Annotated in this window: 8 protein-coding genes; 6 read left to right on the top strand and 2 right to left on the bottom strand. The window is 58.0% G+C overall.

Annotation, left to right across the window (positions count from 1 at the left end):
* The first annotated feature begins 46 nt into the window (after positions 1-46).
* From RBH22_RS14565 to RBH22_RS14555, 3 genes are all read left to right on the top strand, one after another.
* Entirely contained in the window at positions 47-1750 is a 1704-nt protein-coding gene (locus tag RBH22_RS14565; protein WP_306677959.1) for a hypothetical protein, read from the top strand.
* A 167-nt stretch (positions 1751-1917) separates the two neighbouring features.
* Positions 1918-3468, top strand: coding sequence for a hypothetical protein (locus RBH22_RS14560; RefSeq protein WP_306677958.1), 1551 nt, complete (start codon positions 1918-1920; stop codon positions 3466-3468).
* Positions 3469-3640: 172 nt separating this feature from the next.
* On the top strand, positions 3641-8047 hold the full coding sequence (locus RBH22_RS14555; RefSeq protein ID WP_306677957.1) for an NACHT domain-containing protein: 4407 nt from the start codon (positions 3641-3643) through the stop codon (positions 8045-8047).
* A gap of 129 nt (positions 8048-8176) precedes the next feature.
* Here the strand turns inward: RBH22_RS14555 and RBH22_RS14550 are convergent, their stop codons facing one another.
* Positions 8177-8554 carry a DUF555 domain-containing protein gene (locus RBH22_RS14550; RefSeq protein ID WP_306677956.1) on the bottom strand — a complete coding sequence of 126 codons (378 nt, stop codon included), beginning with the start codon at positions 8552-8554 and terminating at the stop codon, positions 8177-8179.
* A gap of 179 nt (positions 8555-8733) precedes the next feature.
* On the opposite strand from RBH22_RS14550, the gene RBH22_RS14545 reads away from it, so the two are divergent.
* Positions 8734-9231, top strand: coding sequence for a hypothetical protein (locus RBH22_RS14545; protein WP_306677954.1), 498 nt, complete (start codon positions 8734-8736; stop codon positions 9229-9231).
* A gap of 176 nt (positions 9232-9407) precedes the next feature.
* Here RBH22_RS14545 and RBH22_RS14540 read toward each other — a convergent pair whose 3' ends face one another.
* Entirely contained in the window at positions 9408-11237 is a 1830-nt protein-coding gene (locus tag RBH22_RS14540) for a hypothetical protein (RefSeq protein ID WP_306677953.1), read from the bottom strand.
* A 223-nt stretch (positions 11238-11460) separates the two neighbouring features.
* On the opposite strand from RBH22_RS14540, the gene RBH22_RS14535 reads away from it, so the two are divergent.
* Both RBH22_RS14535 and RBH22_RS14530 read left to right on the top strand, forming a co-directional pair.
* Positions 11461-12072 carry a helix-turn-helix domain-containing protein gene (locus RBH22_RS14535; RefSeq protein ID WP_306677952.1) on the top strand — a complete coding sequence of 204 codons (612 nt, stop codon included), beginning with the start codon at positions 11461-11463 and terminating at the stop codon, positions 12070-12072.
* Entirely contained in the window at positions 12069-12566 is a 498-nt protein-coding gene (locus RBH22_RS14530; RefSeq protein ID WP_306677951.1) for a hypothetical protein, read from the top strand. Before RBH22_RS14535 ends, RBH22_RS14530 begins: the two co-directional genes overlap by 4 nt.
* Positions 12567-12597 lie beyond the last annotated feature (31 nt).

Genomic DNA, 12597 nt, shown 5'->3' with positions numbered 1-12597 from the left:
GAATCGGGCGTGACCGGCACAGATTCACCCACCAGAGACGAGCATCATGAGTAGCGATATCGACGTCAGTCTGATTCCTGAGAGGTTGGCCGACCTCGAGCAGTGGATCTGCTGGCAAGAGACAGAACGTGACGGGAAGGCGACGAAAGTTCCCATCAAGCCCTACCACACCAACGGCACGCCGAACGCCAGCGCGACAGAGTCCGGCCACTGGCGCGACCTTGAGAGCGCCCTCGCGTTTCACGAGAGCGACCGCGTCCGGACCGATGGGATCGGCTTCGTGTTCGCGCCCGCGACGCCCATCGTCGGTGTGGATCTGGATGACTGCCGGGATTCCACGACGGGCGAACTCGCATCGTGGGCCCAGGATATCGTCGACCGGCTGGACTCCTACACCGAAGTCTCGCCCTCGGGGCGTGGTGTTCACGTCCTCGTCGAGGGTGAACTCCCGCCGGGACGAAATCGGCGTGGTGACGTCGAGATGTACGACGAGGCTCGCTTTTTCACCGTCACGAGCGACCACATCGAGGGGACACGAACGTCCCTCGAGCGACGCCAAGATGCGCTGCTCGGTGTCCACTACGAGTACGTCCAGTCACCCCCCGACGCGGAGACGGCGCCGGTCGATCTCGAGGTGGCTGCCGAGGGGGCTCCTCGTTCCGACTCGTCCGCTGACGAGCGCGGAAACCAGGTCGGCGAGCCGGCAGCTGGGGAGGAAACCGACAAGACAGGGGCCTCGGAGACAGCTACGGCACTCGGAACGAACTCGGGACTGTACGCCCGCTACGGACTGGACTACCCGGATATTGAGGACCCGGGTCTCGAGGCCGCCCTGCACGGACTGAGCCCGTCGGCGCTTCCCTCACCACTGCCGACCTCGATGGACGACATCGCGGGCCCAGGCGTGGATCTCGACGACGAGACGGTACTGGAGCGCGCGATGGACTCGAAGAGTGGTGATGTCATCGAGGCGCTCTACGACGGCCGCTCGGAGCTCTGGAGCGGGCGGGACAGCCGATATCCCTCGCAGTCGGAGGCCGATATGGGCCTGTGCTTCTACCTGGCGTTCTGGACCGGCGGCGATCCCGACCGGATGGACCGTCTGTTCCGCGACTCGGGGCTCATGCGAGGGAAGTGGGACAAGGTTCACTTCGCTAATGGGGCGACCTACGGCGCGGTCTGTCTCGCCCGGACACTCCTGACCGTCGACGACTACTACACGCCACCGTCACCGTCCACCTCGTCCGGATCCGACGACAGACATCGGTCACCCGACGAGTCCAGCACCTCTCACTCCTCTGGGCCGGATCAGCCCAGCGAGTCGCCACCGATCGACGCCGGGGCGGTCGAGGACGCCCGCCGGCTGGCCGCACAGGTACAGCGCCAGCAGCGTGAACTCGACGCCAAACGCGAGCGCATCGCGGAACTCGAAGCCCGGCTTCGACAGTATCGAGCCGTCCTCGGGATCGACCAGCCCGACGATAGTGTTCGCCCGAGAGATGACGGAATAGTCGATACTGCCGCAGGAAACGGGTGGCAGGACGACTCCTCGTTCTGGAACGAGCGCCCTATCGGACACGACGTTGAGGGGATCTCTACCATATCCTCGAACGGTCAGGGGGACGACGACCACGAGCCGACTCCCCCCGACAACGACGAGGACACCCGTGAGATCGATGCGGACTCCTCCGAACCGGAGACGGAGTCATCTACCGGGTTGTCTCGTCGGCTCCGTCGGTGGTTTTCCTGATGTCCCCGGTTGTACCGAGACCGCAGCCGTGGCCGTTCCAGCCCTTCCGTCTGTATTTATCCTCCCGAAGGGGGTGAGGAGATCGCGAGAGCGGGCGACGAGTCGGTCGTGCTGACGACGACCGGCTTCGGCAGTGAGTCCCGTTCGTGAATCCTCGGAGTTCCGCAATGTCCAGTGCAACCACTCCCGACCTGCAGGACCGTGTACAGACCATCACCGACGCGTTCGTCGCTTTCGACGAGAGCCGAGCTGAACCTGCGTTCGCCCTCGATTCCGAGGACGTGGCCGCTCAGTTGGAGCGACTGTGTGCGTACCGCGTGCCGGCGGACGAGGCCGTCCGGACCCTCGTCCGCAAGGCGTGTGCCGACGCCGACCTCGAGCGAGCCGACCTCTCGGATGACATCGCCCGGCTGGCCGGCTACGGTGGGCGCTCTCGCGGGTTCTCCCGAACGATTCTCGCCGACGTCGACGAGGCCGACCAGTGGATCGACGTCGTCGCCGAGGTCGTCGAACTCTGGGAGCCCCGGAGCGAGAAGATCGCTCAGGTCGGGCTGCTCGGCGACGAGTCCGGTCGACTCAAGTTCGTCAAGTGGGCGAGTGCTGACCTCCCCGAACTGGAGGAGGGCGAGGCCTACCGCTTCGAGAGCGTGGTCACCGACGAATACCAGGGTCGGTTCTCGGTGAGCTGTAACTCCGCGACGGCGATCAGCCCCTCTGACGATGTCGTGGCGGCAAGCGACGGGAGCGTTGCGGTCGTCGGAAACATCGTCGATATCCAGGAGGGTTCGGGGCTGATCAAGCGATGTGGGGCCGACGACTGCACGCGCGTCCTCCGCAACGGCCGGTGTGCGGAGCACGGCCAGCGCGACGGTGAGTTCGACCTCCGCATCAAGGCGATCATCGACTACGGTGAGCGCTCGCTGAGCGCGCTCTTCGATGCCACTGCCACCGAGGCGGTGACTGGCATCTCGCTGAGCGACACGACCGACATGGCGATGGACGCACTCTCGACGGACGTGGTCGCCGATGAGATCAGCGCGCAGCTGCTCGGACGGCGGTACCGGCTGACCGGGAACGTCGTGGGTACGTACTTCCTCGTGAACGACGCCGAAGAGACGACCGACGCCCCGGACGGGTTCGACGCCGACGCGGTCGAACCGGCGCTCACGGCCCGCCAGCCGGCACGCCGGCTGTTCGCCGAGGAACTCAACGGGACGACCGAGACGTTCCAGGAGTCCGACGAGGAGCGGGCGCCCGTCTACGGCCTGGCCCCGACCGGCGTGGGCGTCAACCGCGTGTTCGTTGTCGGAACCCTTGCAGAGACCGCCGACGTCGGCTCCGACGCCGAGTACTGGCAGGGCAAGGTGTTCGCTGCCGACTCGCCCGTGTACGTCTACGCCGGGCAATATCAGCCCGAGGCGATGGGAGTGCTGCGAGCAGCGGAGCCGCCGGCGTACGTCGCGGTCGTCGGAAAGCTGCGGACCTACGAGCGAGGCGACCGGACGAACGTGGCCATCGAACCGGAGTCGATCACCGAGGTCGACGAGGCGACCCGAGACGCGTGGGTCGCCGAGACGGCCAGCCAGACGCGCGAGCGCCTCAGGGCATTCGAGACCGGCGACGCGCAGTTTGGCGAGGAGGCAATAGAAGCCTACGGCGAGGACGTGAGCACAATCGAAGCGGCAGTTTCAGCTGTCGACCCGGACGACGCCGCCTGAACGATTCGGCACCTCTGTCTGAGGCTGGGACAGATCTACTGAAATCCTCAATAGCTGATAGAACCCTCCTGCAGAATACAGAGGGTCAATCCAGTAGTGAGCAAAAACGCGTTCTATTGAATGATGTCTCAGAGCCCGTGTTTTATTGTTAGGTGCGAAAAGAGATAGGTAGATGGCGACTGGACTGGCCCCGGCAGCCAGAGGGTATACATTTCAAGATGCGATAGCCGGCGTTGCAATCCTTTCAGTACTTTTCGAAGAATCGGAAGCAGTAGCTATTGAGGATGCGTTCCAGTCGGGGGACAAATTTGATGATCTTATCCTTGAGCAAGAAAGAGACCAGATCTGTTTCCAGGTGAGAAACCGGCCTGGGCAACGACTCACTTCGAGCGACTTGGAAAACGCTTCCTCAAAATTTTATTTAGACGACTTCGTAAACTCGGCACAGGATAGAATTGCAGCGGGAGAAGGGTCGCGATTCGTCATTCTAACGTCCCATCTCGGAGAACTTGGTGCGGACATTGATTTCGAAGATGATGGGGAAGTGTCTTTTTTTGGCAACCTCCGATTTCCCGCCAAGCATTTAGCAAATAGTGCCGGAGCAGTGTCCTCGGGAACTGAGATTGAATACATCACAGGTGTTCCCGGCATTGATACAGCTGATGACGAGGAACTTGCGAAAAATATTCGCGATACCGATCTTGTGCGGCTAATTGAAAAGAATGTCACACCAATTTTTGATGAGCTAGAACATCCAGAAATTAGTGGCTCTAGGAAGCTTGTAACAGATGCAATTGACTTAGCGAGATGGGCTCGCAATCACTCGTCGATTACTCGGCTTACGCGGGAAGACATTGTGAGACGATTAGGATATATTCCGACTCCAGATTTGTCTCAAGAATTCCCCATTCAAGAGGGATATATCGAACCTGAGTGGGTTCAGAATTTAGAAAATATCGGCGAGGACATTAGCCGTTTATTGATTGAGGGAGGGCCTGGAAGCGGCAAATCGACTGGGATCGAGTTATTACATAGGAAATGGTCGAATACGACGGATAAGCGGGCTTTGTGGTTCTTCCTGTATGTACCGGACGATGCTGAACACATAGAAAGAAAAAGAAACGATCCGGCTTGGTTTCGGCATCAACTGGCTGCACAGCTTCATAACACGTTTCAGGAGGCATTTGCTGACGGAGTGGCGGATCCTGTTTGGACGGGAACTGATGATCTTCAAGAGTATATTGAAAGCGTCGCGAACTGGGCCGTTCGCGAAGATCAGCAACCACTCATCATAATTGACGGTCTTGACCATGCCTTGCGATCATTCGGCGACACTGCTCACGGTGGTGAAATTGAGGATACTGTACTTGAGGAACTAGCCGCGCTTGAATTCCCTGATCCCTTAACCCTAGTAATGGTAAGTCGTCCGCTCTCCACCGAACTCCACCGGGACCTAAGAGTAAGCGAACATATTGCCGTTCCCGAGTGGGACAAAGGCGAAATTGAGCGTTACCTCCAAGAGAACGACGTCTCAACAACAGATGAGCTAGTGGAACGTGTAGAATCGGTATCAGGTGGTCTTCCGGTTATCCTCTCCCATCTCCTCAGAAAAGCGACAACATCTGGGGGCGAAGTTCATGAAGAACTTCGATCGGCCTTGGACGAGGCGTCTGACGTAGATGGTGAACTTGAGGAATATTATGAAACAGTCTGGGAGCCACTGCACCCACACGAACGAGACGTAGCGACTCTAATTGCGCTTAATCCGACAGGGCTTGATGATGATATTATTGATGAATTGATTGACCTTCCTTGGACTCGCAAAGAGCTTTCTATTGATGAGATGCCTCTGTCTCACATAATAGACCAATTTGATGACAAACGCCTAAGAGTCTTCCACGATAGCTTCAGATCCTTTGCTTTAGACCAAATCGATCCAGATGAAATAGAAGAGGGGCACGAACGAATCTTCAATCATCTGGTTGAGCGGTGTGAAAAGACCCCCAATAGGTTAGACAGTCTTACATACCACGCAGAGAACGGCCCCGGACGTGAGGCCCTCAAAGATCTGCTGTCCCTTGATCAGGTGCTGCAATGGTGGGAGAATGGTGCTCACGTAGATCAAGTACTACGAGCAATCAATCTGGCCTTCGACGCATCATTACTTGAGGGGGACTATACGAAGGCGTTTGACTGTACAATCTTGGGTGGAGTCACCCGAGATATGCTAGATATATACGCCGATGACAGAGATCGCTTGGCCTTCTACACAGCACGAGGTGACCGTGATGCGGCTATCCGGCTAGTCGATCAAATCCGGGAATACGACGGCGGTACAGAAGAAGCACTTTCGGCAATGCAGACGGTTGCTCAGGAATGGGAAGACGAGATTGAACGCGAATGGATGAGGCAGTGGGAGAATGATTATCGAGAGGCCGAACAACCGAGTTGGGACCCAGAAGCTTATTTTGAACTAGGAGCGATTCTATTGCACCCGGACGAGTTTTGGGACGTTGCGCAGGAAATTCGCCGTGCCGATACGGGGGAACATTTTCCTCGAGAAATCCTTGCAGCTGTCCGTCACCATCCAGATTTGATTGATTATCAGGCTCATCCTCCAGATTGGCTATTTGAAGATAGCGAGGTGGCTTTGGAGGCCTGCGGAGAAATAGGCCATCGGCTCCCCGACTTGTGGAGAGAAGAGCTTCGTGAAAACGCTCCTCCCCTTTCGGATGTGTCGATTGCTGGCCTCAATACGCTGCTTCTGTGTGGCGGTCCACAGGATGAAATCGTGCAGATAGCCGAAAATCAGCGGCTGGCAGAGCCTGAGAGAAGTCCGACGGAGAGCGGGTCGAGGTTCAGTGACGCATACTATCTCGGGGCGATTCTCGCGAGTTGTGGCCAGTCCCCGGAAGAGGTGTTCTCCTCGATGGCAGATATCTCTGCTGAACATCCAAAGGTACACCAATTTATTGCCCTAGTTGGAGCTGCAACGACGCGAGAATCTCCTGACGAGGCAGGCCGATGGGTTGATGCAACTCTTGATTTCCTTGAAGAGCGGTTCAATGATCGAACACTGGCGGACGAACCGATTCCACCTGGTGAACACTGGAGTTATAGGACATCTGTTGAAGCCGCTGTTACAGAATTTGAGGGCGTGATTGAGGAGGGATCCACAGATCAGGTGCAGCGAGTTCATGAACTAGCTAACGAGACTCATGGTGAGACCGAGAACCTGTTACCTACGATCTCTTGGGAGCTTGTTGGCACGTATCCAGACGAGATGCTGCCTGAGGCACTTGACGAACAATTTGAGAAGGTTCTCAAACGGCCTCCAGATGAAGAACCACCAACGAGAGCTCTGATTGATTTAGCGTACAACGCAGCAGAAGCAGGATATCCTGAATACGCTGATCGCTATTTTGACAGCGCGATAGAACGTTGTTTCCGTTATGGCTATCGAAAGGATGTCTTCCTGAACGATGTCTGGAAAGGGTTCCGTGATGTGGTTAGCCACGACTGGGAACGGCACATGGGTACTGCAATCCAGTTGATCAACTGGGCGCGGCTTCTCCATGAGTTGACTGATGGAAAGGAAACTCTACATTACGAGGGTATGTTTTTAATTGATCTCTTGGATGAGGACCTTATTAGTCTTGACTCAGCTTTCGAAGGCGCGTCTAACCAACTCACGCTCAAGAAACTCCGAAATTGGCGTTTAGACAATCCATCTGAAATAACACATGGCGAGTTAAGAGCCTATATCGACGCACAACGAGCGCAGGTACTTACTAGCGAATACACAGATAAGAAGGTCAGGTACTTTGGCAGGACTGCTAAGATTGCAGCAGACAACGGCTGGGAAGACTTGGTTGGCAAGTCACTTGTCCTAATGAACGAAGGCGAGTATGTAGACGAAGGAGTGAGTGCTGATTTAGCAGAAACAGTTGAAGAGCTTGCAGAGATCTACGATGTTAGTATCCCGGAAAACACCCGAAAAGAGGTGGACGAGGAATCTGATATAGGAGAGTCTGACCAAGAGGAGATTCCTGCCGAACAAGAAGAACTCCACCGATTACTCTCTGATTGTTCAGAAGAGAATCCTCTCTCCGAGGAAGACTTCCGAGATCTAACTACCGACGAATTATACAATGCTGTGAAATTACTACAAGAAAGATATTATTGGCATGAAGGGCTGGCTGCTGTACCGTTGGCTCATGTTCTGGCAGATCGAGAGGGAGCAGGGGAAGGTGTTGACTCCCTCGTGAAAATAATCGCTGAGCATGATCTAATAAGCTGGTATATCGGTGGTCCCGGGTTTGAGCGTCTCGCGGAAGCTATTATGGATATATCTCAAGAAGATGCACTGGAGGCGGTATTGAGAGCGTGGAGAAAGAGCTCAATTATCGGTGAGGCCTCCTACCAGACCGTCTTTCCTCAGTTGATGTGGACCGTAAAACGGACAGAAGGACAAATCGCTGCTGAAGAGCTAATGTCACACACGATGCAGCGCCTTCGAAGGCTTTTCTGGCCTTATGAAGACAGGATTCAAGTTTGGGGAAGGATCGCTGATACTTAATTTTCTCCAAGAGACTAGCTGGTATGTATGGCTTGCAAGTCGATTGGTGCGTAGCTAGCTCTCCTAGTATTCTGCACGAGAGATAAAACGCACCGCCAAGGGAGGGTTTCAACAAGGCCGTCGTAAACATCACTCCGCGTCCGAACGGGGAGCTGCCCTGACAGTCCCGATTGGGACGAGCGGCGTCCCGTCAAACGCCGTTCCGAGTTCACGCCGGGCCGTCCGTTCGGCGTCTTCAGGTGATCGCGCTGAGACGGTACACTCGAGCGTGAGCCCAACGAGCGCTGTCTCGGCGACGACGAGCACCGCCTCCATCGGCGTCCCACAGGCTGTACAGGAGAGCATCTGGATGCTGATATCGCACTGATGAACGTTTGGTGAATCTGCCTCGCTCACCCGTGTTCCGACCTCACTGACGGCAATATTGATGGCATCCTGTACCGCGTGGGCGCCTCGCACGAGCCACGGGACCGACAGCGTTACGCAGTACTGTTCGGAGCGGCTCATCGTCTGCCCCGCGCTGCTGACTGCCGGTCGACCGGCGTTGTCGTCCGCCTCATCGGGCCGGTCTGGCTCGGTATCGTATATAGGGCTTAGAAATCGGTGGTCGATTGAGCCCCAACGAGATTTCTGGACAGTGGTAGCTGCCCGTCAACGCTATCTGGTTACTTCCTTTGTCATCTTGTATGATGGAGGGATACCGTGATGACCTGGCTTCTAACCAGACAAGAGGACACCATTTCACAGAGCCTGTCGATATTGAATCGACTACGTTCAACACGCAACGCTATATCCACCGTATTCCCGTTAACTGGCTCACCGCAACGGATCCCTCGTACAATCTTGACACCTACGAGTTCTACTTGGAGAACCGCGATCTCTTTCCGGATGCAGTCGAACGTCACCGAGTCAAATCGGTCGAGTTCGAGTATGATCAGGAACCGGTTCCTGATGACACAGGAAAACCGTTCAGAGTCAACCTCATTGTAACCGCCGACGAAGATGGTGGAGCTGGGAGAAAAGCAGGTGAGGAATGGAAACGGCACTCTCGGACTCATTATCTACTCTGGCTGCTCAATTACGACGAGGATGTCTACGAGGTAGTCCGGATTACGCCAACAGACGAGCGAGACAGTCTACTCGTCTTCATTCAGGAAATCCTCCCTCACGTACCCTCCGAGTAACTGTCTCTGCTGCTTGCGAAGGCTTCGTTACCAGAATCGTTACCCCACGAACTCGTTGGTGACTCACTCTGTGGGGTAACTCTGCGATCTGTTGGCTCACTGGTGTCGGATTGCGTCGGAAAGAGGGGGTTCTAGGGTTCTGAGTCTCGGATGGAGACTCGCTGTGCTACAGGTCGCTACTGTTCGGGGGTCACCTTCCTACCAGTCGTCATTGACACTTCAGACCGATCCTGTTCGACAGTCTCGACATTCTCCTGCGCCAGCCACCAGTCGGGGGTCCAGTCCGTGATCGGGAACACCCATCGTTCGCTCCCTCGCCAGTAGGCGATCGGGTTCTTCGGGACAGGTGTGCCAGTCGTCTTCGGACCAGTCCGCCGAGGTTGTCTGGGTCGTCGTTCGTGGGTCGTCGCAGTCTCGGACGTGGCCGTGTCGTCCTTCGAGTCGTCGGCAGCTCGCTCCAGGATCGTGAGTTCGCTGTCCCGGCGGGTCTCGAAGGTTGCCTCGTCCCCGTACCAACCTTTCACGACGTTTTCAGCGCGCACGAGATCTCCGACCGTCAGTTCTGGGAACCGGTGGGATCGGATGAGCGTGCGGCCGCTAACGTCGGTCGGGTCGGGCGTGGGGCGGGTCTCGTCCCATTCGGATTTCTTCCAGATCGCAAAGCGGATGGATCCGGTGTCGTCCTGGAGCACGCCGGCCTGCTTGATTCCGGGATGCGTGTTCTCGAAGAGGATCGCCACGCGACCCTGCGTCGAGAATCGGCCCTTCGTCTGGCGGGTCGACATGTATCGGACGTTACCGATCGTCTGGATGTTCCGGGGATCGTTCGCCTCGGCTTCGGCCTGTCTGAGGAGTGCACTCGCTGGCTCGACATCTCGGGAGACACGCTCTGCAAGCGCGATTGCGAGGGTGAGCGGTTGTTTGCGCACTTCGTGGACCTTTTCGAAGTCTTCACTCAGGAGCCGATTCGCCATCTTACAGACCTCGTCGTGCGTGTCCGAGTCCAACTCGAGGAGTGGACGCAGACGCTCTTCGCGGGCCTGTGTGGTAGCTTCAGCGCGAGCTGCGGCGATCTCCGTCGTCGTCGGGCGCTGCGCGGCGAGTTCGTCGAACCGGTTGTTCAGCCACTTCGCGTGTCCGACCAGTTCGATCTCGTCGCTGAGTTCGCCCGGGCGGCAGATACCGTCCGTGACGCGCTGCTTCTCGGCTTCCAGTGCGAGCGAGCGCTCGATGGATTCCAGTGACGTGCCGGCGAACTGCTCGGGTTCAGCGAGCAGGTCACCGAGACGGACGTACTCACCACCGGGCGTCAGGACCTCCAGATCGGCGGTCTCGATGCCGGTCGTGGTATCGTCGTCCTCGATGTCCTCCGGTCGGTCGTACGCCTGCAGGTCGTCGACAGTCGCGGGAGCGGTCGTCTCCGGTGCAGTCGTCCGGGTCGCGGATTCGTCGAGCCCACTGGCGACGCCAACGATCTGTTCGCCGGTCGGATCGACGAAGTTCGAGCTGGCGTTGCCGGGCGTCCAGGTCGCGAGGTCGCTGGCAGCATCGGGCTCTAAGAGCGCGTCTGCGGGCTGACCGTTCGCGTTGGTCCGAGCTCTCATTAGCTGACCTCGCTCGGGAACGACAGGGTCACCGTCGGGAGTGTAGCCGTACAGTCCGTCGACGGGTTCCGCTCGCGTTCCGAAGTCAGTCTTCGAGGCCGTCCGCTCCATGAAGCGCGCTGGATCTGCATCCTGCTCCGTCGCGACGTCAGTGTCACGAGCAGAGCTGTCTGCAGTCGCTTGATCGACGATGGCCCAGAGCAACCCTGCCAGTCTGGTGACCAGCGTGGTCGTCCCGGTCGCGTCAGTCGAGCGGCGGCGCTCCTGTTCCTTCCGGTAGTCCCGAAAGTAGGGTGAGCGGCGGGCGTCGGTCCGCGAGTCTGCGGTCCCATTGGGGTCTTCCTGTGTCGTCGCCTCTATCGTCGCCGATAGGTTTTTATCGCGGTTGTTGCTACTATTCATTGGAATTCCCTAATTCCACTGTGAGGCTCTATCCAGCCTCACTTCCAACTCCTCCCAGCGACGCATAGGTGTATCGCCGCTAGAAGCCTCTGTTCGCATGTTTTCGAGGAATCCCCCACATCGACCCCACACTAGATTTCTATCGATTATTGAACCCGCCGAGCCGCTCGCGTCCCCAAAATACTTTACAGCTTATCCATAATCTGTAATCAGAACGGAACTCATGTCACGCACAGCCCGGGACGGCGATGTCGTTCGGGACCTCCTGTCGGTTGCTGACCTCCTCGAGGAGCCCCAGCTGGCTCGCCTGTACGCTTATGTCCATCGCGAGGGCCCTGCGACGGTTCGGGAAGCAATGGACGCTCTCGACCTCCCGCAGGGGACGGCCTACAGCTATGTCAACCGACTCCAGGAGGCGGGCGTTCTCGCTGCGATCTCCGACGAGCAACCCCGCGAGTACGAGGCCGTTGACATCGAACTCTCGCTCTCTACTGATCGCGGCGAGCGCACCTACACGGTCACGCCGATGCTGGTCGACGCCGTTGGCCGGCGCGACGGAAACGAGGACATCGACGCCTACACCGATCGGCACGGGATCGCCGGCCTCGCGACGGCGCTCACCTACGCCGTCGCTCGCGAGCGCGGCGAGGTCACACATCAGCTGATGGCGCGAGATCTGGACATCTCGCCGCTGGAGGCGGAGGTTATCCTCGGGGCGCTCCGTCCGGTCGTCCACGACCATGTCGACGTCGAGCCCGCCGGAGCGTCGCTCGAGGACGTCGTTGCAGCCGAAGATCTCGAGACGGATGCTGGCGACGCCGGCGAGGACGCGTGAGCGCTGCCCACATCGCTGACACCGGCTTTCTGGTCGCACTCGGCGGCCCCGAAAACGAACGGTACCGTCGGGTTCGAACGTTCGCCAAGCGTAACGACATCACCTTCCTGCTCCCCGAGCGCGTCTACGACGAGTTGACCGTCGACGTTCCCGATCACGAATCGACCCGGGTCGACACCGCCATCGAAGAAGGCTGGGTCGCGGTCGCCGAGCCGCTGGACTACACGGTCCCGCTGGTATCGAGGACGATGGATAGCGTCCAGCGATACATCGCGAACGCCGATGACCGCCCCGAAGACGAGATCGAGCGGGCCGATGCCGCCCTCGGGGGCCTCGCGGCGCAGCTGCTCGCCCACGGGTCGGTCACCAGCGTCTACGTTTATACACCTGATATCGCCGCCGGTGAGGGAATCGAGACCGCGCTTGCGAGCGACGGCTATGGAGATGCCATCACGTTTGTGAACGCCTTTCGATTCATCGAGGATCTCCTCTGAGATTTCTGATTCCCGATTTATCCACCCCGAA

It is taken from the genome of Halobellus sp. H-GB7 (genome assembly GCF_030848585.1).
Classification (GTDB): domain Archaea; phylum Halobacteriota; class Halobacteria; order Halobacteriales; family Haloferacaceae; genus Haloquadratum; species Haloquadratum inordinatus.
This window is presented reverse-complemented; position numbering and strand designations above follow the sequence as displayed.